Below are 19,716 nucleotides of genomic sequence, written 5' to 3' on the forward strand. Positions count from 1 at the left end.
AACAGCGGCCCTTTTTATTCAACACTGAACGGTTTCAGAGCTGATCCCGAGCAATCCCGCTACGGATGCGCAGGATATCCGCCAGCACCGCCAGCGCGATTTCCGCTGGCGTCTTGCTGCCGAGGTTAAGACCGATCGGCGCATGAATCCGCGCCAGCTCAGCCTCATCCAGCCCACCAATGCGACGCAAGCGCTCGAAGCGTTTCTGCGAGGTCTGCTGCGAGCCCATCACGCCAATGTAGAACGCCTCGGTGTGCACCGCTTCCATCATCGCCAAGTCATCGATACGTGGATCGTGGGTCAGCGCCACCACCGCGGTATCGCGGTGACAGCCGCCATCGGCAATGAACACCGACGGCAGTTGCCGACGAATCTCCACGCCATTGAGCACCACACCTTCGAGCACTTCATCGCGCGGATCGCAGAGAATCACTTCGAAGCCGAGACCCACCGCGAACTCGGCACACGCCTGCGCCACGCTGGAATACCCCGCCAGTAGCAAACGCTGAGCGGCACCTACGCGAATCCGCACCCGATCAATCTCGCGCTCGATGCGCGCGCCCTGCTCGCGATCAGCGAACAGACTGCGCGCGCCATTGGTCAGATCGACTTCGCGAATCAAGCGGCGCTGACCGAGCAGCGCCGACTCAAGCTCACGCAGATGCGCCTGCACCTCGCAGTCGGCGTCAAATTTCTCTACCAGTACATCGAGAATGCCGCCACAGGGCAGGCTGACCCGCGAGCGCGGATCATCACCTTCGCCGTAACGCACCACGTTGACCGCATCGAGAAACGCACCTTCCGCCACGCGCTCGAGGAAGTCTTCCTCGACGCAGCCACCGGACAGTGACCCGATCCACTGTCCGCCAGCGTTCACTGCCAGCAGTGAACCCGGCGCACGCGGCGCCGAGCCGTAGGTGGTCAGCACCGTGCAGAGCCAGATGCGCTGCCCCGCCACCGACCACTCCAGCGCCCGCCGCACCACTTGCAGATCGAGATGCTGCATGTCAGTGCGCCTTGTGCTCGACAGCCGGAACTTCCGCTTGCAGCCTCTGCACGTCGCTGACCGCCAGCTCTGCCGATTGACCGCCCCAGCCTTGACGCAGGTAGTTCAGCAGATCAGTCAGTTGCTCGGCACTGAGTTTGTCGGCGAAACCCGGCATCGGCTGCATGTGCTCGAACCCGGCGAATTTCTGCTCGCCGATACCGTCCTCGATCACCCGCACCAGGTTGCGCGGATCTTCCAGGCGCAGCGTGGTATTGCCACGCATGGCCACGGCGATGTGCGGCTTGCCTTCACCACCGGCAGCATGGCAGCCGGCGCAGACGTTCAAATATTCCTGACGGCCGCGTTGCGCGCTCGGGCTGAGCTTGTCCACGGGCACTTCAACGAGCGCTTTGGCTGCAGGCGGCTTGTCGCCGAGCAGGAACGTCGCCATCGCTGCCAGATCCTGATCGCTCAGCCCCTGGGTGCTGTTGTGGAACACCGGGAACATCTCGTTGAACATCGTGCCCTGGGCACTCATGCCGTGTTTGAGGAATGTGCTCAGGTCCTGCTGATTCCAGCCGCGCGCCGCGAGATCGGTGGCGAGCAGGCTCGGCGCCAGATAACCGTTGAGGACGCCGCCAGTCAGGCGCTTGTCCAACTGCATCGCGCCCGGCAGGCCGCGTGGCGTATGGCATTCGCCGCAGTGACCGAGCACCTCGACCATGTACTGGCCGCGCTTCCAGGCCTCGCTCTGACCTTCTCCAGGCTCGAGCTTCAAGGCCTTGCCGTACAGCATGTTCCAGCCCATCAGGCCCAGACGCACGTTGAACGGAAAGCTCAGGCTGGTGACCGGCGCGGCGCGCTCGATCGGTTCGATGGTTTTCAGGTACGCGTGGATCGCGTCCGAATCTGCCCGCGGCACCAAGTGATACGAGGTGTACGGCATCGCCGGGTACAGATTCGCCCCGTCGCGGCGCTTGCCTTCGGTCAGCGCCGCGAAGAATTCGTCATCGCTGTACAGGCCGATACCGTGCTCTTTGCTCGGCGTGATGTTGGTGCCGTAGATCGTGCCAAACGGCGAGACGATCGGCAGCCCGCCGGCAAACGGCGCGCCGCCCGGCGCGGTGTGGCACGCCATGCAGTCGGCCGCGCGGGCGAGGTATTCGCCGCGCTTGACCTGATCGTCCGCATGGGCAAACAACACCGGCGCAGCCAGCCCGACCGCCAGGGTCAGGCGGGTCAGTAGATGCTTCATGCTCAACCCTCCTTGACCAGGCCGAGATCGGTCAGCACGTTGCGGGTGGCGTTGTAGTAACGCACGTACCCGGTGCAACGGCAGACGTGATGGCCGAGGCTGTCCTCGATGACCTGTTCCAGCTTGCTCTTGGCGATCGGCTGGCGCTGCAGCTTCTCCACCAGCACCGTCGCGGCGTTGACGAAGCCCGGTGCGCAGTAGCTGCACTGGAAGGCGAATTCGTCGACGAAGCGTTGCTGGATCGGGTTCAGCTCAGTGACCTGACCTTGCTCGTCGCGCTTGGCCTGAGCTTCGATGGTGCGCACTGTCTTGCCTTCGAAGTAATGGGCGCCGGTGATGCAGGTGCGCACTTCTTCGCTGGTACCGTCCGGGTTGTCGACGATCACCACGCAGGCGTGGCAAATGCCCTGGCCGCAGCCCAGGCGCGAACCGGTGAGGTTCTTGTATTCGTGCAGGTAGTCGATCATCGGCAGGTCATCAGGGATGTCCACCGGGCCGACGGATTGACCATTGAGGGTCAGTTGAAGCGGACGGTTAGCCATTGAGGGCCTCCTTGATGCGCGCAGCAGTGATTGGCAGATCGCGAACACGTTTACCGATGGCGTGCGCCACGGCGTTACCGATGGCACCGACCACCGGGATCATCACCACTTCGGCGATGCCTTTGGACGGATCGCTAGGTGACAGCGGCGGCAGAATCTCCGCAGTCTGCTTCCACACCGCCACGTGGCGGGCCATCGGCAGGCGATAACGGTTGAAGTTCCAGTCCCCTTCCCCCGGCCCACCTTCGTACAGCGGCATCTCTTCCATCAAGGCGTGGCCGATGCCCATGGCGATACCGCCTTCGAGCTGGCCCTTGACCAGTTCTTCGACCAGCACCCGACCGCACTCGACCCACGAATGGTGGTTGAGCACTTCGACTTCGGCCGAGCCCTTGTTGACCTTCAGCTCCACCAGCGTCGCCACCGGGCTGTAGTAAGTCACCGCGGCGTTGTTCAACTGAACCACCGGGTAATTGATGTTCTGGCGATCCAGCAGATGGAAACCTGCGGTGCTCATCAGTGCTTTTTTCGCCTTCGGTGCGCCATCGCCATACTTCACCGCCAGACCGTCGAGTGGCAGACGCTCGCGCACGCCGTCGATGCTGTATTCAGCCTCGGCCCAGCTCCAGCGGTTGAACGCGTGAACGGTGGCGCCGGTCACCAGACCACGCTCGTGAGCGTGCTTGGCGAGCTCTTCGAAGCTCAACGGCTGCATGCCGTTGGCGGTGAGTTTGCCGTCGACCCAATGCGCATCTTCGCGACGCACGACGTAAGGGTTGGCTTGACCGCCATAAGGGCCCTGACGCCAGATTTCCATGGCCGCCGGCCACAAACCGTTGTTGAACAGCACGCGTGCTGCTTCACGGGTGGCGTGACTGAAGTAGTAAGCCGAGTTGGTCGCCGACGATGCCGAGGCCAGCTTGCCAACCCAACGCGGGTTACGCAGCAGGTTGTCCTGCTCGGCCTGGCTCATGATGTATGGGTTGCCGCTGGTGATCAGCTGCATTTCCTTCCACTCGGTTTCGCCGGTCTTGACGTCATGCGCCGGGCTGCCGAGGAAATCGGCCACGACCAGCGCTTGCGAAGTGGACATGCCGGTGCCGATTTCGATACCGATGTGGCGCAGGGAAATGCGACCTTCAGCAGTGAATTCGATGCTGGCCATCGGAGCTTCGGAGCCGGTGCCGAAGTCTTTCTGGCAGATGGCAAAACCGACGCCATACCAGTTGTCCGGGTCGGCGGCCTCGCGCTGTTGCTTGATCGCGTCGCGGTTTTTCCAGACTTCGTGCACCGAGGCCTTGTCGAGAATTTCGTGCAGGCGCAAGGCACCGGCCGGAATCGCACCCTGGGTATTTTTCATACCGGAGCGCAGGGCGTTCTTGCGACGCAGGTCGATCGCGTCGACACCCAGGCGATTGGCGATTTCGTCGACCATCATTTCGGTCGAGGCCATGCTTTGCAGGGTGCCGTAGCCGCGCATCGAGCCCGCTTCAACAGCACGCGAGTGGTAAGCGGTGACCTGCAGATCGTTCTGCGGCATGTAATAGATCGACTGTGCCGCCGTAGCGCCCACCGCCGCCACCGACGGGCTGTAGTTGATCCGGCCACCGCCATCGACGCTCATTTCTGCGCGGAAAATCTTGAAGCTGTAGTCGTTCTTGTCCACCGCCAACTGGTAGCGGATGTCGAACGGGTGGCGCTTGATACCGCTCTGGAACTGCTCGTAGCGGTCGTTGGCCAGACGGATCGGCACACCCGCGCCATACAGCGCCGCAAGGGCAGCGTAGTAGACGAAGATGTTGTGGTCTTTGGAACCGTAACCCACGGTGTAACCCGGGTGCATGTTCAGGTTGGCCAGGCCGAAACGCGACGGCGCGATCATTTTCGCGGTCTCGGTCGCCGCTTCCAGCGGGCACTGGGTGGCAACCACGAAGTGCAGGGTCTTGGTGCTCGGGTCGTACCAGCCATTGCCGTTGTCCGGCTCCATCGCGGCCGGCTCGATCGACGGGGTCTTGTAACGCTCGTCGAACACCAGCCAGTTGTCCGGCGGCGTGTCGATCTGCTGCTTCATGCGGTCGGCGTAGAACAGGCCGCGCTCGGTCAGGTTACCGTGCAGGTTCGGCTGGGAATTCCACACCGGGCGACGGTTCTTCAGCATCGGGAACAGAATCGAATCCTTGAGGCTGGCGAATTCGTCTTCGTCAGCCGAGGTCGGGCCACCCACGCGCACGTAGCGGAAGCTGCCATACGGGTCGCCTTCGTAGTACGGAACTTGCGCACCGTAACGAATCGCCTTGTCATTGAATTTGAGTTTGCTCTTGGCCTGACGGAAACGCTCGAAATCGTTCCAGATCAGGATCGCTACCGGGTGACCGATGAACATCGGCACTTTGCCTTCGGGCAGCAATGGATCGGGCGCGTGCTCTTCAGGAAACACGATACCGTCCTTGTCCAGGTCGGCCGCCGTGACAATGCGGTCAGGCTGCAAGTCTGCGCCGAGCCACGACAGGTCATAGCCGTCGTAGATACGGTCGGCCTTGATGGTTTTGAGCAGCATCGCGTGGCCCTGTTGCTCAGGCCAGCCCGGCATGTCCTTGGAGCGAATGTCGCGGGCAAAGACCTTGCTGCCGCAGACCTTGGACAATGCGTCGTTACGTTGACGCGCCTTGCCGTTGTTGCCGAGCCACTTCTCGGACGGCACGGTCACGCTGTTTTCCATCAAGGCAGCCAGCGCCTGACTGCTGAGCGGCGCGAGCGTCACGCTCACACCCGCCACCAGCCCGCCCTGGAGGAACGAGCGCCGGGATATATCACGGTTGGACATGGATCATCCTCTGGGCGGTTATGTGTCCGCCCTTCTGGTTATCTACTGGGAATCTCGAGTCTTGCAGAAGCCCTTCTTGGCTAAACAAAGGGCGTGTTGACAGTGCAAAGCTGACCGAAAGGTTAACTTTAAAGGTTTCTGGGCTCGCAGCAAACAACCAGTTACAAAAATTTGACTAAAGAATCAAAAAATCAATGCGGCGTGGCACCGCAGCAGGTGGGTAGACACTTGTAGGAGTGAGCCTGCTCGCGATAGCGGAGTGTCAGTCACCAAGTGCAGGGCTGAACTGACCCTATCGCGAGCAGGCTCACTCCCACAGGGATTTGTGTTGGTCTAGGGATTGGGGCAGGAAGGAAAAGAGGAAACGCCAAATTTCAGACACAAAAAACCCCGGTCTTTCGACCAGGGTCTTTGCTATCGATTCCGAAACAACCAGCGGTTGCTTTCGGTGTTTCAAGGCGTTCAGTGGTCCTTGAAACAGATATGGCGCAGCGGACGGGACTCGAACCCGCGACCCCCGGCGTGACAGGCCGGTATTCTAACCGACTGAACTACCGCTGCGTATCGCTTTGAGCTTGCGCTCAAGTAACTCGTTTTGACTGCAAGCTTCGGTGCTTGACAATCGCGAACCAGACATTGACTGACTCGTAAAATATGGCGCAGCGGACGGGACTCGAACCCGCGACCCCCGGCGTGACAGGCCGGTATTCTAACCGACTGAACTACCGCTGCGCGTCGGTGGAGGCACTTTCAGCCTACCTCTTGCTTTCGCAAGTTTCTCGGGGAGTGGTGGGTGATGACGGGATCGAACCGCCGACATTCTGCTTGTAAGGCAGACGCTCTCCCAGCTGAGCTAATCACCCGTTTGCATCTCCGAGGCCGCGAAATTTACGCAGGTAGCGAACCTAAGTCAATAGCAGGATTGAAGTTTTTCTGAAAAAGACAAAATTGAGTCAATCCCGAACACCCCATCAACCCTCAGACCGCTATCGCGAGCTGGCTCCCTCCCACAGAGATCGCGGCTTCGCTCGTTACTCGGTGTAAATCATCTTCTTGGTCATACCACCATCCACGACGAACTCCTGCCCGGTGACAAACCCGGCATTGCGCGACAACAGCCACGCCACCATCGCCGCCACATCCTCGACCGTCCCTACCCTGCCCGCCGGATGCTGGGCATGATCGGCATCGGCCAGAGGCTCGGCACGTCGTGCCGACGGATCCCGCGCATCGATCCAGCCCGGACTGACCGCATTGACGCGGATCTCCGGCCCAAGGCTGATTGCCAGTGCATGCGTGAGCGCCAACAAGCCGCCCTTGCTCGCCGCATACGCCTCGGTATCCGGCTCGGACTGTGCCGCGCGGGTCGACGCCAGATTGACGATCGAGCCATTGTGCGCCCGCAGATACGGCGCGCAATGCTTGGCCAGCAGCATCGGCCCGCTGAGATTCACCGCCAGCACCCGATTCCAGTACGCCAGATCGAGGCTTTCCAGGGTGATGTTGTGCGGATCGGCCACTGCCGCGTTGCACACCAGCGCATCCAGGCGACCAAACTGCCCAAGCACTTCGGCGACGCCAAGCGCGACCTGGTTCTCATCCGCCACGTCCATGGCGATGAACCAGGCACTTTCGCCCAGCACCTTCGCCACTTTTGAACCGCGCACACGATCCAGGTCGGTCAGCACCACTTGCCAGCCCTCGCTGATCAGCCAGGCAGCAATGCCCAGACCGATGCCGCGTGCGGCACCGGTGACCAGCGCAACGCGGCCATGGGTGCCTACTGTCGGAGTAGACAACTCGATCACAACGCCGCCAGACCGCGCGACAGGTCGGCCTGCAGGTCCGCCACATCTTCCAGACCGACCGCAATGCGGATCAGGCTGTCACGAATCCCCGCCGCTTCACGCTCCTGCGGGGCCAGACGGCCGTGGGAGGTGGTGCTCGGATGAGTGATGGTGGTTTTGCTGTCACCGAGGTTGGCGGTGATCGAAATCAACCGGGTTGCATCGATAAAGCGCCAGGCGCCCTCTTTGCCGCCCTTGACCTCAAAACTCACTACCGCACCGAAGCCCTTCTGCTGACGCTGGGCCAGCTCATGCTGCGGATGACTCTTGAGACCGGCGTAATGAACCTTTTCGATGCCGCCCTGCTGCTCCAGCCATTCGGCCAGTTGCTGGGCGTTGGCGCAGTGCGCTTTCATGCGCAGGTTCAAGGTTTCCAGCCCCTTGAGGAAGATCCACGCGTTGAACGGGCTCAGGGTCGGCCCGGCGGTGCGCAGGAAACCGACGACTTCCTTCATCTGCTCGCTGCGACCAGCCACCACCCCGCCCATGCAACGGCCCTGGCCATCGATGAACTTGGTTGCCGAGTGCACGACAATGTCCGCACCCATTTTCAGCGGCTGCTGCAGTGCGGGTGTGCAGAAGCAGTTGTCGACCACCAGCATCGCGCCTTTGGCGTGCGCGATTTCCGCCAGCGCGGTGATATCCACCAATTCGGCCAGCGGATTGGATGGCGACTCGACGAACAGCAGCTTGGTGTTCGGCTTGATCGCCGCATCCCACGCCGACAGATCGGCCAGCGGAACGTAGTCGACTTCCACACCGAAGCGCTTGAAGTATTTCTCGAACAGGCTGATGGTCGAACCGAACACGCTGCGCGACACCAGCACGTGATCGCCAGCGCTGCACAGGCTCATCACCACCGCCATGATCGCGGCCATGCCAGTGGCGGTGGCGACGGCTTGTTCGGCGCCTTCCAGCGCAGCGATGCGCTCTTCGAACGCGCGCACGGTCGGGTTGGTGTAACGCGAGTAAACGTTGCCCGGCACTTCCCCGGCAAACCGCGCAGCCGCGTCGGCGGCGGTGCGGAACACGTAGCTGGAAGTGAAGAACATCGGATCACCGTGTTCGCCTTCCGGCGTCCGGTGCTGACCGGCACGTACGGCCAGGGTATCGAACGCTACGCCTTCGAGGTCGCTGTCCAGCCGACCGGCATCCCATTCCTGACTCATGCTGTCACTCCTTGCCCTGTTCTGAATAAGTAAAAGTCTTTTGCCAGATACAAAACCGGCCCCTCAGGGCCGGTAGAAACTCAGTTGTTGTACAGATCGATGATCGCACTGACCGCCTGGGTCTTGACCTTGGAGGCATCGTTGCGTGCCTGCTCGATCTTGTTCAGGTAAACCTCGTCGACGTCGCCGGTCACGTACTTGCCGTCAAACACCGCGCAATCGAAGTGCTCGATCTTGATCTTGCCGCCACCGACCGCTTCGATCAAGTCAGGCAGGTCCTGATAGATCAGCCAGTCCGCACCGATCAGATCCGCCACGTCCTGCGTCGAACGATTGTGCGCGATCAGTTCGTGAGCGCTCGGCATGTCGATGCCGTAGACGTTCGGGAAGCGCACAGCCGGAGCCGCCGAGCAGAAGTAGACGTTTTTCGCGCCAGCTTCGCGGGCCATCTGGATGATCTGCTTGCAGGTGGTGCCGCGCACGATCGAGTCGTCGACCAGCATCACGTTCTTGCCGCGGAATTCCAGCTCGATGGCGTTGAGCTTCTGACGGACCGACTTCTTGCGTGCCGCCTGGCCCGGCATGATGAAGGTACGACCGATGTAACGGTTCTTGACGAAACCTTCGCGGAATTTCACGCCCAAGTGGTTCGCCAGCTCCAGCGCCGCGGTGCGGCTGGTGTCCGGAATCGGGATAACCACGTCGATGTCGTGCTCTGGACGCTCGCGCAGGATCTTCTCGGCGAGTTTCTCACCCATGCGCAGACGGGCCTTGTACACCGACACACCGTCGATGATCGAGTCCGGACGCGCCAGATAGACGTGTTCGAAGATGCACGGGGTCAGGGACGGGTTGGTCGCGCACTGACGGGTGTGCAGCTTGCCGTCTTCAGTGATGTAGACCGCTTCGCCCGGGGCCAGGTCGCGAATCAGGGTGAAACCGAGCACGTCCAGCGAAACACTTTCGGACGCGATCATGTACTCGACGCCCTCGTCGGTGTGACGCTGGCCGAACACGATCGGGCGGATGCCGTGCGGGTCACGGAAACCGACGATGCCGTAACCGGTCACCATCGCCACCACCGCATAACCGCCGACGCAACGGTTGTGCACGTCGGTCACGGCGGCAAACACGTCTTCTTCAGTCGGCTGCAGCTTGCCGCGCTGGGCCAGCTCGTGGGCGAACACGTTCAGCAGCACTTCCGAGTCGGAACTGGTGTTGACGTGACGCAGGTCGGATTCGTAGATTTCCTTGGCCAACTGTTCAACGTTGGTCAGGTTGCCGTTGTGCGCCAGGGTGATGCCGTACGGCGAGTTGACGTAAAACGGCTGCGCTTCGGCCGAAGTCGAGCTGCCAGCGGTCGGGTAACGCACGTGGCCGATACCCATGTGGCCGACCAGACGCTGCATGTGACGCTGCTGGAACACGTCACGCACCAGGCCATTGTCCTTGCGCAAGAACAACCGGCCATCATGGCTGGTCACGATACCGGCAGCGTCCTGGCCGCGGTGCTGGAGCACGGTTAGCGCGTCATACAGCGCCTGATTGACGTTCGACTTACCGACGATACCGACGATGCCACACATGCGACGCAACCCCTACTTAATGGATCTGAACTGAACAACACTCACTGTGGCGTTTTGGCCGACGGCAAGAGTTGCTCCTTGAACGGAATATCAGCGGGTACGCTGATTCCGCTGGCAAGCCACTGACTGCTCCACCCGAGAATCAGGTTTTTGGACCAGTCGGCGACCAATAGAAACTTTGGCACGAGCTGTGATTCTTTCCACCACCCGTCCTGCTGTACCGGCCCCAGGCTCAACAGCCCGACTGCCACGACCACCAGCAACACGCCACGCGCCGCGCCGAAGGCCATGCCCAGGAATCGATCGGTGCCGGACAATCCGGTCACGCGAACCAACTCGCCGATAAGATAATTGATCATTGCGCCCACGATCAGTGTGGCGACAAACATGATGGCACAGCCCGCGATCACGCGAGCCGATGGGGTTTCGATGTATCCGGCGAGGTACTCGGACAGTGAGCCACCAAACATCCAGGCAACGGCTCCTGCGATGATCCAGGTCACCAGCGATAATGCTTCCTTGACGAAGCCGCGGCTCAAACTGATCAAAGCGGAGATGGCGATGATTGCAACGATCGCCCAGTCAACCATGGTAAATGGCACAGTGCAGCCTACAGACGGATAAGGCGGCGCATTTTAGCAGAGCGCACCGCTGTCGGTAAGCTGCGATTGTCAGTGCTTTTCAATCCGGGCGATAGTTTTTAGCCACGCTCAGGCTGGAAGCGCACGACAAAACCCTTGAGGTTCTGCTGACGGCTCAAGACATCACGCAGACGATCAGCCTCGGCGCGCTCTATCAACGGGCCGACAAACACCCGGTTCTTGCCATCGGCCGAGCGGATATAGGCGTTATAGCCTTGGCTGCGCAGGGTTTTCTGCAGGGATTGCGCACTTTCACGGCTCGACAGGCTGGCCAGTTGCACCGACCAGCTGACCGACAGACCGTTAGCGTCGACGCGGCTTTGCGTGGTATCAGGCTTGGCCGGGGCCGCCGCGATCGGCTGGGCCGGTGCCACTGTCGGCTTGGTCACTGGCGCAGGTGCCGGGGCAACCGGCTTGGCGACTGGCGCAGGTGTTGGCGCTGGCGCGGGCGCAATTGGCATCGACGGCGTCGATTGCTCGGCCACTTCGTCATCGCTCGGCACCGGTTCTTGCGGCAGCGTTTGCGGCTCTGGCACGGCCACCGGCTCAAGTTGCACTTGCGGTACGGCAGGCGCTTGCGGCGCGGCGGGCGCCTCGACGGTCACTTGACGCTGCTCGTCCTGACGGGAAAACAGCATCGGCAGGAAAATCACCGCCAGTGCCACCAACACCAGGGCGCCAACCATGCGCTGCTTGTACGCTTTATCCAGCAAAGCCATTTGCCGCTTCCTCCGTGGAGCGCCGGGCCAGCCATTCAAGGGCCTCGGCGACACAATAAAATGATCCGAACAACAGAATTTCGTCGTCGCTGGTAGCCACTGCGCACTGCCCTTCCAGCGCCGCCGCGACACTGTCATAGGACGTGACTGAAGCGCCAAGGTTCTGCAACCCGGCGTGCAATTCACTGACCGGGCGCGAACGCGGCGAATCCAGCGGCGCCACAGCCCAATGCTGGACACTAGCATTCAATTCGCCGACAACACCATGCAGATCCTTGTCGGCCAGCAAGCCGAACACCGCCAGGCGCTTGCCCACCGGCGGACGACTGGCCAGGCGCCGCGCCAGATACTCCGCCGCGTGCGGGTTGTGTCCGACATCCAGCAGCAGATTCAGACGCTTGCCGTTGAACTCAAAGGATCGGCGATCCAGACGCCCGACCACGCGAGTCGCCTGCAAGGCCGCCACGATCTGCGCTGCATTCCACGGCAATCCGAGCAGCAGATACGCCTGCAATGCCAGCGCGGCGTTTTCCATCGGCAGATCCAGCAGCGGCAAGTCGTGCAGTTCGACGGGCTGGCCTTGTGCATCAGTGCCGCGCCACTGCCAGTGCTGATCGGTGATACCGAGGTCGAAATCACGCCCGCGCAGGAAAAACGGGCACGCCAGTTCGCGGGCCTTGTCGAGCAGAGGTTGAGGTGGGTTCAGATCGCCGCACAAGGCAGGTTTGCCCTGACGGAAAATCCCGGCCTTTTCGAAGGCTACGGATTCGCGGGTATTGCCCAGGTATTCGGCATGATCGACGCCAATGCTGGTGACCAGCGCGATATCGGCGTCCACCACGTTGACCGTGTCCAGACGACCGCCCAGACCCACTTCCAACACCACCGCATCCAGACCGGCCTGTTGAAACAGCCAGAACGCCGCCAGGGTGCCCATTTCGAAGTAAGTCAGCGAAGTCTCGCCACGCCCGGCCTCGACCGCGGCGAAAGCTTCGCACAGCTGCGCGTCAGTCGCTTCGACGCCATTGAGCTGCACCCGCTCGTTGTAACGCAGCAGGTGCGGAGAATTGTAGACACCAACGCTCAGGCCCTGCGCCCGCAGCAACGAAGCCACGAATGCGCAGGTCGAACCCTTGCCGTTGGTGCCGGTGACCGTAATCACCCGAGGCGCCGGCTGGCCCAGCCCCATGCGGGACGCTACCTGTTGCGAACGCTCCAGCCCCATGTCGATGGCCGATGGATGCAACTGCTCTAGGTAGGCGAGCCACTCGCCAAGGGTACGCTCGGTCATACGTTGGCAGGCACCGGTGGTACGACGATTGGCTCGACTGGAGCCGCGACGTAGGTCGGTGTCGGCTGGCCGGTCAGTTGCGCCAGCAGATTGCCCAGGCGCGGACGCAGTTCACGACGATCAATGATCAGGTCGATGGCGCCGTGCTCCAGAAGGAATTCGCTGCGCTGGAAGCCTTCCGGCAGTTTTTCACGCACGGTCTGCTCGATCACGCGCGGGCCGGCGAAGCCGATCAGGGCTTTCGGCTCACCGACGATCACGTCGCCGAGCATCGCCAGACTGGCGGAAACACCGCCGTAGACCGGGTCGGTCAATACCGAGATGAACGGAATGCCTTCTTCACGCAGACGCGCCAGCACTGCCGAAGTCTTGGCCATCTGCATCAGCGAGATCAGCGCTTCCTGCATCCGCGCACCGCCGGAAGCGGCGAAGCAGATCATCGGGCAACGGTTTTCCAGAGCGTAGTTGGCGGCGCGCACGAAGCGCTCACCGACGATGGCGCCCATGGAACCGCCCATGAAGCTGAATTCGAATGCCGACACCACCACCGGCATACCCAGCAGGGTGCCGCTGACGGAGATCAACGCGTCTTTTTCGCCAGTCTGCTTCTGTGCAGCGACCAGACGATCCTTGTACTTCTTGCCGTCGCGGAATTTCAGACGGTCAACCGGCTCCAGATCGGCGCCCAGTTCGTTGCGGCCTTCGGCATCCAGGAAGATGTCGATGCGCGCCCGTGCGCCGATGCGCATGTGGTGATTGCACTTGGGGCAAACGTCCAGGGTCTTTTCCAGCTCAGGGCGATACAGCACAGCCTCGCAGGACGGGCATTTGTGCCACAGACCTTCAGGCACCGAGCTCTTCTTGACCTCCGAACGCATGATCGAAGGGATCAGTTTGTCTACTAACCAGTTGCTCATGCTTTCTTTCTCCAGTACCGGCGGCCCGAACGCTCTGGTTCGCAGCCCCGCGTATGCCCTTCAGCTAAATTCATGTGTGTGGCGATGGTTGGTGGAACTCCGCGGTCAGCGCGAAACATGACCTGCGTGCAACTCCAGAAACCCTCAGCCGCGCCTGCTTTGTGCAAGTGCATTGATGGACGGCGGCAGACTGCCAGCCGTCACATCGAAGTAGGCGCTCCCAGTGAGCTTCTACGTACGGCATCGATGAACGCACGGATCTTCGCATGATCCTTGATGCCCTTGCTCGCCTCTACCCCACCGCTGACGTCGACCGCGTACGGTTTGACCCGGGCCACGGCATCGGCGACGTTTTCCGGGGTGAGCCCGCCGGCCAGGATCAGCGGCTTGCTCAATTGCTGCGGAATCAATGACCAGTCGAACGCCTCGCCGGTTCCGCCAGGCACGCCTTCGACATAGGTGTCGAGCAGCACGCCACTGGCGCTCGGATAGGCATCGACGGCGGCTGCGATGTCGTCACCGGCCTTGACCCGCAACGCCTTGATGTACGGACGGTGCCAGCCTTCGCATTCGTCTGCGCTTTCATCGCCATGGAACTGCAGCAGGTCCAGCGGCACGGCATCGAGGATTTCCCCCAACTCGCAGCGGCTGGCATTGACGAACAGGCCCACGGTGGTCACAAACGGCGGCAAGGCGCGGATGATCGCCCTCGCCTGCTGCGCACTCACCGCCCGTGGACTCTTGGCGTAAAACACAAAACCGATCGCATCGGCCCCGGCTTCGACCGCTGCCAACGCATCTTCTATGCGGGTAATCCCGCAAATCTTGCTGCGAACGGCTGACATGTCGATAAAAACCTCAAGGCAAAAACCGGGAAAGTCCCGGATGGTAACAAAAGCGTCCGGGGGCGTCAGCCGTCAAGGCCCGAGAAACCCGTAAGGAAATGTGGCCCGATGAAACGCTCGGGCAACGGGAACTCGTCGTGGTACTCGACCTGCACCAGATACAGACCGTACGGATGCGCCGTCACCCCGCCGGAGCGCCGCTCGCGGCTCTCCAGCACCTCTTTCATCCATTCCACCGGGCGCTCGCCGGCACCGATGGTCATCAACACACCGGCAATGTTGCGCACCATGTGGTGCAGGAACGCATTGGCACGGATATCGAGCACGATCATCTTGCCGTGACGGGTCACGCGCAGGTGGTGCATTTTCTTGATCGGTGACTTGGCCTGGCACTGGCCGGCACGGAACGCACTGAAATCGTGGGTGCCGATCAGGTACTGCGCGGCCTCGGCCATGCGCTCGACGTCCAGCGGACGATGGTTCCAGGTGATTTCTTCGTTGAGATGCGCCGGTCGAATCTGATCGTTATAGATCACGTAACGATAGCGGCGAGCAATGGCCTTGAAGCGCGCATGAAAATGCGCCGGCATGACCCGCGCCCAGCTGACACTGATGTCGTGGGGCAGATTGATGTTGGCGCCCATTACCCAGGCTTTCAGCGAGCGATCGACCGGCGTGTCGAAATGCACCACTTGCCCACAGGCATGCACCCCGGCGTCGGTGCGGCCGGCACACTGCAGCGAAATCGGCGAGTTGGCGACTTTCGACAAGGCTTTTTCAAGCTCTTCCTGCACCGTTGCGACACCCGTCAACTGACGCTGCCAGCCACTGTAGCGCGAGCCTTTGTACTCGACGCCCAGTGCCACGCGGTAAAAGCCTTCGGGGGCCATTTCGGCGACCGGGTTATCTATGTTTGCCAAGGTGGGACAGCCTGCTGATCTACAAAGGCGGGCATTATAAGGCCGTGAGTCGGGGATGCCAGTTTCGAGATCAAAAGATCAAAAGATCGCAGCCTGCGGCAGCTCCTACATGAGATCGCGTTCCTTTGTAGGAGCTGCCGAAGGCTGCGATCTTTTGATTTTAAAAAACAAACAAAAACGGCAGCCTCACTGGGCTGCCGTTTTTGATTTAGCGCTGAATCAAGCCAGGTGCGAAAGCATTTCCTTGGCCTCGCCACGCTGCTTTTCGTCACCCTCGGTCAACACTTCGTTGAGGATGTCGCGCGCGCCATCGTTGTCGCCCATGTCGATGTAGGCCTGGGCCAGATCGAGCTTGGTCGCCGCTTCATCAGTGCCGGCGAGGAAGTCGAAATCGTCTTCGCCCAGATCATCGCCCATGGCCGCATCGGCCTCGGTGAAGGTCGGCTCGGCAATGCTCTGCGACAAGCGATCCAGCTCGGCGTTGACGTCATTCAGCTCGGCGGCGAACGCATCCGGTTCGGCCGGGTTGGTGTCCATCTCGTCAGCCAGCGACAGATCGAAATCCGCCGGCAGCTCCAGATCGTCCTGCGGCACTTCGTTGACGACCGCAGGCTCGACTGGCGACAGGTCTTTCACGCCTTCGTCCAGATCCAGCAGGAAGTCATCGTCCGCCAGGTCTGTCGCAGGGGCTGGCGCCGGTTCGGCACCCAGGTCCAGATCCAGGTCGAAGTCCGACAGGTCGTCGAGGTTATCTTTGATCTCGGTCTGCTGCTGCAGCACCGACTCAAAGCTCAGATCGTCGTCTGCCGGGAATTCGTCCAGCTCCACGGGCGCCTCAGGCTCAACCACAGGGGCAGGTTCAACCGGGGTGATGTTGTCGAGGTCGTCCAGGCTCAGGTCGAACGCGCTGTCCAGATCGTCTGCCACCGGAGCCGGCTCGGGTGCTGGCGCCTCTGGTTCGTCGAGCAGCAGGTCCTTGACGTATTGTGCATCCAGCTCGGCAGCGACTGCCGCTGCGGCCAGACCCGCTACCGCGACGACGGCCATGGCCGGGAAGCGCTTCTTCAGTTCTTCGACCTTGGCGAAGTTGTCGCCGTTGGCCACCAGTTGACGCTCCTGAGCGACGAACGCATCGCGGTCGCCCTGCTGGCCGTAGACTTCCATCAGCTTCAGGCGCAGATCGCTGCGTTGTGGCTCAAGGCTGACGCCTTCTTCCAGCAGCGCGGCGGCCTGATTCAGGCGACCGGCGTTAATGTGCGACTGAGCTTTGTCCAGCACGTCATCAGAACGCTCGGCGGCCGGCGCAACCAGTGGCGCGGCAATCGGCTCGGCCATCACCACCGGCGCGACTACCGCAGCCGGAGCAGGCGCTGGCGCCGGGGTATTCAGTTTGACGCTGGCCGCCGGCACTTCCAGGCCTTCGAAGCTGCTTTCCGGCAGATCCTGCTCAGCGGAGAACTCTTGCTCTTCAGCCAGGGCCCGAGCCATGCGCAGGTGCTTCTCGGCTTCCTGCTGGGCCTTGCGGCGACGGGCCAGCAGCAATAGCAGGAGCAGCAGCACCACCGCACCGCCACCGATCAGACCCAACAGGATCGGATTGGTCAGCAGTTCGTTGAAGGTCTTGTCTTCGTCGACAACCGGTTTGGGCGCGACGACCGGGGTCTCGGCAGGCGTGTCGACCGGTGGCGCAATTGCCGATTCCGGGGTTGGCGCCGCTTCTGCCGGGGTCGCTGGCGGAGTTGCAGCCAGTTCGGCGGTGATCGCCGGCACTGCAGCGTTGGCAGCTGGCGCAGCGGCGCTACCGTCAGCCTGCATTTTCGCCAGTTGGTTGTTCTTCAGCTCGATCAGGCGTTGCAGCTTGTCCAGCTGACTTTGCAGATCGGCCATGCGGCTTTTCAGTTCCTCGTTGTCACGACGGGTCGTGTCGAGGCTTTCCTGAGTCACCGCCAGCTTGTTGCTCAAGGCCTTGGCATCGCCGGCCGGACCTTTGCCCCGCGCCTTGGCGCTTTCGGCGGAGACCAGGCTCAGATTGTCTTTGGCGTTCTGGCCGCTACCAACATTGCTGCGACCACGCTTGGTGGCGTCGAGCTGCTGCTGACCGGTGCCGGGCTTGGCCACATAACGACGGCCCTGACGCCACGCTTCGTTCTGCGCGGCCACTTCGGCAATCGCCTTGGACTGTGGCAGCGCGGTGCTTTCCACCGAGTCCGGCAGACGCAGCACCTGACCGGTTTTCAGCCGATTGATGTTGCCGTCGATGAACGCATCCGGGTTCAGCGCCTGAATCGCCAGCATGGTCTGCTGCACGGAGCCGCCAGTCCGCGCCTTCGCGGCGATTTCCCACAGGGTATCGCGCGGCGTGGTGGTGTATTGATTCGGGTGGGTGGCACCGGTGGTCGGCGCAGTGATGGTCTGCGACGGCGCCGGTTGCGCGGCGGCGTCAGCGGTCTGCGGCGAGAACTTTGACGGATCCAGCAGCACGCTGTAGTCGCGCAGCAGACGGCCGTTGGGCCACATCACCTGCACAAGGAATTTCACCATCGGTTCCGACAGCGGCTTGCTCGAAGTCACGCGCAGCACGCTTTTGCCGCTGGCGTTGAGCACCGGGGTGAAGGTCAGATCGTTGAGGAAGGCCTGGCGATCGACGCCGGCCTTGGCGAAATCTTCCGGCGAGGCCAGGCTCGGCACCACTTCGGCAGCGGTGAGATCCTTGACGTCGAGCAGCTCGATTTCGGCCACCAGCGGCTGGTTCAGGGTCGACTTCAGGGTCAGCTCCCCGAGCCCGAGGGCATGCGCCATACCGGAGGACAGCGCCGAGGCGGCCGCTATTGCTAACACCAGTTTGCGAACTTGAACCATAGCCTCATCCTTTGTTTGAACGTTCCTCGGCCAGCGAGAAGATGTTGATTGCCGCTGCCGTAAGGCATTGCGCGCGACGACGACAGACTGCCGCGCGCGATCATTTCTTTGATGCCCCGGAAAGTCCCGGAGGGTGACACGTTATCAAGTGCTCCGGGCAAGCATAGCGCTCACCTAGAATCAGTCGACAAATTGTTGCCAAGTATCTTTTACAGCAGGTCTTTTATCAACAATTCAGCGACCTGCACAGCATTGAGCGCTGCCCCTTTGCGTACGTTATCTGACGTCAGCCACAGATTAAGTTCCGACGGGTCGTCGATGCCGCTGCGCACGCGACCGACATAGACCACGTCCTGCCCTACCGCATCACCCACCGCCGTCGGGTAATCACCCACTTCGACCAACTCGATACCGGGTGCGTCTTCCAGTGCAGCGTTGACCTTTTCCAGGTCGACCGCGCTCGCTGACTGCAAGGTCACGCTATAGCTATCGCCAAAAAACACCGGGGCTTGAACGCAAGTTGCGGAAATCTTTAATAAAGGCTGCGCCAGCACCTGACGCAACTCGCGCACCAGGCGTTTTTCCAGCAGCGTGTGGCCGTGGGCGTCCGGGGTGCCGACCTGAGCCAGCAGGTTGAAGGCCATCTGCCGATCGAAGAAGGTCGGCTCCAGCGGACGCATGTTCAACAGCTCGGCAGTCTGCCGCGCCAGCTCGGTCACGGCTTCGCGACCTTGCGCGGAGACGGCCAGATTGGCGGTGACGTTGACGTATTGCAGCTCGAGCAAGTCGAGCAACGGCGCCAGCACCACCGCCAGCGTCGTCGCCGACGGGCTTGGGCTGCTGACCTGGAACGGCGCTTTCAGACCGGCAATGACCTCGGCGTTGGCTTCCGGCACCACTTGCGGCGCCTGCTCGGCCGGCAATGCGCCGGACAGGTCGATCAACGAGCAACCGGCCGCGTGGGCGCGTGCCGCATAGCTCAGGGAGATGGCCGGGCCGGCGGCGAAGAACACCAGTTTGACCTTGCTGAAATCGAACTCGTCGACTTCGCGCACGCGCACATTCTTGTTACGGAACAGCACCGAACTGCCCGCGGATTCGCTGCTGGCCAGCAGGTGCAGGTTGCCGACCGGAAAGTCGCGCTCTTCGAGAATCTGTACGAGGGTTTCGCCGACAGTACCGGTGGCGCCGACGACGGCAATATCAAGGGTCTGGGTCATGGTTCTACCTCTGGCGAAACGGGGGGAGCGGCACTTTACCGGGTGACTGCCGCACAGGCAATTTCTGCCGGGGATTTGCGGTGCCTGTACCGG

General features: G+C 61.7%; 15 protein-coding genes and 3 tRNA genes. All 18 read right to left on the reverse strand.

The features are described 5' to 3' along the window. Window positions 1-34: 34 nt before the first annotated feature. Window positions 35-1,006: an XdhC family protein gene (locus J5M57_RS02475; protein ID WP_207848814.1), complete on the reverse strand. Its 972-nt coding sequence runs from the start codon at window positions 1,004-1,006 to the stop codon at window positions 35-37. Between the two features lies 1 nt (window position 1,007). Continuing rightward, the gene (locus tag J5M57_RS02480; protein ID WP_207848813.1) at window positions 1,008-2,243 is read right to left on the reverse strand and encodes a cytochrome c; all 1,236 of its coding nucleotides are present in this window, start codon (window positions 2,241-2,243) and stop codon (window positions 1,008-1,010) included. A 2-nt stretch (window positions 2,244-2,245) separates the two neighbouring features. Then, window positions 2,246-2,785, reverse strand: coding sequence for a (2Fe-2S)-binding protein (locus J5M57_RS02485; protein WP_207848812.1), 540 nt, complete (start codon window positions 2,783-2,785; stop codon window positions 2,246-2,248). Next, window positions 2,778-5,609, reverse strand: coding sequence for a xanthine dehydrogenase family protein molybdopterin-binding subunit (locus tag J5M57_RS02490; protein ID WP_207848811.1), 2,832 nt, complete (start codon window positions 5,607-5,609; stop codon window positions 2,778-2,780). Before J5M57_RS02490 ends, J5M57_RS02485 begins: the two co-directional genes overlap by 8 nt. A 484-nt stretch (window positions 5,610-6,093) precedes the next feature. Beyond that, window positions 6,094-6,170, reverse strand: a tRNA-Asp gene (locus tag J5M57_RS02495). Window positions 6,171-6,264: 94 nt separating this feature from the next. Continuing rightward, window positions 6,265-6,341, reverse strand: a tRNA-Asp gene (locus J5M57_RS02500). Between the two features lie 55 nt (window positions 6,342-6,396). After that, window positions 6,397-6,472, reverse strand: a tRNA-Val gene (locus J5M57_RS02505). Window positions 6,473-6,640: 168 nt separating this feature from the next. After that, complete coding sequence (locus J5M57_RS02510; RefSeq protein WP_169843665.1) at window positions 6,641-7,417, reverse strand: SDR family oxidoreductase; 777 nt, start codon at window positions 7,415-7,417, stop codon at window positions 6,641-6,643. Continuing rightward, window positions 7,414-8,625, reverse strand: a complete 1,212-nt coding sequence (locus tag J5M57_RS02515; RefSeq protein WP_207848810.1) for an O-succinylhomoserine sulfhydrylase — start codon at window positions 8,623-8,625, stop codon at window positions 7,414-7,416. Before J5M57_RS02515 ends, J5M57_RS02510 begins: the two co-directional genes overlap by 4 nt. An 80-nt stretch (window positions 8,626-8,705) precedes the next feature. Next, window positions 8,706-10,211, reverse strand: coding sequence for an amidophosphoribosyltransferase (purF, locus tag J5M57_RS02520; protein WP_207848809.1), 1,506 nt, complete (start codon window positions 10,209-10,211; stop codon window positions 8,706-8,708). Between the two features lie 41 nt (window positions 10,212-10,252). Then, entirely contained in the window at window positions 10,253-10,813 is a 561-nt protein-coding gene (locus J5M57_RS02525) for a CvpA family protein (protein ID WP_045122548.1), read from the reverse strand. 98 nt (window positions 10,814-10,911) lie between these two features. Further along, a complete protein-coding gene (locus J5M57_RS02530; RefSeq protein ID WP_064588341.1) occupies window positions 10,912-11,571 on the reverse strand; it encodes an SPOR domain-containing protein in 660 nt (219 codons plus the stop codon). Further along, window positions 11,555-12,862: a bifunctional tetrahydrofolate synthase/dihydrofolate synthase gene (gene folC, locus J5M57_RS02535; protein WP_207848808.1), complete on the reverse strand. Its 1,308-nt coding sequence runs from the start codon at window positions 12,860-12,862 to the stop codon at window positions 11,555-11,557. Before folC ends, J5M57_RS02530 begins: the two co-directional genes overlap by 17 nt. Beyond that, window positions 12,859-13,779 carry an acetyl-CoA carboxylase, carboxyltransferase subunit beta gene (accD, locus tag J5M57_RS02540; RefSeq protein ID WP_027611535.1) on the reverse strand — a complete coding sequence of 307 codons (921 nt, stop codon included), beginning with the start codon at window positions 13,777-13,779 and terminating at the stop codon, window positions 12,859-12,861. The genes folC and accD overlap by 4 nt, the downstream gene beginning before the upstream one ends. A gap of 200 nt (window positions 13,780-13,979) precedes the next feature. Beyond that, the gene (locus J5M57_RS02545; RefSeq protein ID WP_064588345.1) at window positions 13,980-14,624 is read right to left on the reverse strand and encodes a phosphoribosylanthranilate isomerase; all 645 of its coding nucleotides are present in this window, start codon (window positions 14,622-14,624) and stop codon (window positions 13,980-13,982) included. Between the two features lie 65 nt (window positions 14,625-14,689). Further along, window positions 14,690-15,514 (reverse strand): tRNA pseudouridine(38-40) synthase TruA, encoded by an 825-nt coding sequence (truA, locus tag J5M57_RS02550; protein WP_064588347.1) that lies wholly within the window; start codon window positions 15,512-15,514, stop codon window positions 14,690-14,692. Window positions 15,515-15,763: 249 nt separating this feature from the next. Next, entirely contained in the window at window positions 15,764-18,403 is a 2,640-nt protein-coding gene (locus J5M57_RS02555) for a FimV/HubP family polar landmark protein (RefSeq protein WP_207848807.1), read from the reverse strand. Window positions 18,404-18,612: 209 nt separating this feature from the next. Continuing rightward, complete coding sequence (locus tag J5M57_RS02560) at window positions 18,613-19,623, reverse strand: aspartate-semialdehyde dehydrogenase (RefSeq protein ID WP_207848806.1); 1,011 nt, start codon at window positions 19,621-19,623, stop codon at window positions 18,613-18,615. Between the last annotated feature and the right edge of the window lie 93 nt (window positions 19,624-19,716).

Source organism: Pseudomonas sp. 86_A (assembly GCF_017491705.1).
Lineage (GTDB): Bacteria > Pseudomonadota > Gammaproteobacteria > Pseudomonadales > Pseudomonadaceae > Aquipseudomonas > Aquipseudomonas koreensis.

Coding starts and splice junctions, on each gene's coding strand:
- J5M57_RS02475 (WP_207848814.1), bottom strand. CDS start 1,006: ATGCAGCATCTCGATCTGCAAGTGGTGCGGCGGGCGCTGGAGTGGTCG.
- J5M57_RS02480 (WP_207848813.1), bottom strand. CDS start 2,243: ATGAAGCATCTACTGACCCGCCTGACCCTGGCGGTCGGGCTGGCTGCG.
- J5M57_RS02485 (WP_207848812.1), bottom strand. CDS start 2,785: ATGGCTAACCGTCCGCTTCAACTGACCCTCAATGGTCAATCCGTCGGC.
- J5M57_RS02490 (WP_207848811.1), bottom strand. CDS start 5,609: ATGTCCAACCGTGATATATCCCGGCGCTCGTTCCTCCAGGGCGGGCTG.
- J5M57_RS02515 (WP_207848810.1), bottom strand. CDS start 8,625: ATGAGTCAGGAATGGGATGCCGGTCGGCTGGACAGCGACCTCGAAGGC.
- purF (WP_207848809.1), bottom strand. CDS start 10,211: ATGTGTGGCATCGTCGGTATCGTCGGTAAGTCGAACGTCAATCAGGCG.
- J5M57_RS02530 (WP_064588341.1), bottom strand. CDS start 11,571: ATGGCTTTGCTGGATAAAGCGTACAAGCAGCGCATGGTTGGCGCCCTG.
- folC (WP_207848808.1), bottom strand. CDS start 12,862: ATGACCGAGCGTACCCTTGGCGAGTGGCTCGCCTACCTAGAGCAGTTG.
- accD (WP_027611535.1), bottom strand. CDS start 13,779: ATGAGCAACTGGTTAGTAGACAAACTGATCCCTTCGATCATGCGTTCG.
- J5M57_RS02545 (WP_064588345.1), bottom strand. CDS start 14,624: ATGTCAGCCGTTCGCAGCAAGATTTGCGGGATTACCCGCATAGAAGAT.
- truA (WP_064588347.1), bottom strand. CDS start 15,514: ATGGCCCCCGAAGGCTTTTACCGCGTGGCACTGGGCGTCGAGTACAAA.
- J5M57_RS02555 (WP_207848807.1), bottom strand. CDS start 18,403: ATGGTTCAAGTTCGCAAACTGGTGTTAGCAATAGCGGCCGCCTCGGCG.
- J5M57_RS02560 (WP_207848806.1), bottom strand. CDS start 19,623: ATGACCCAGACCCTTGATATTGCCGTCGTCGGCGCCACCGGTACTGTC.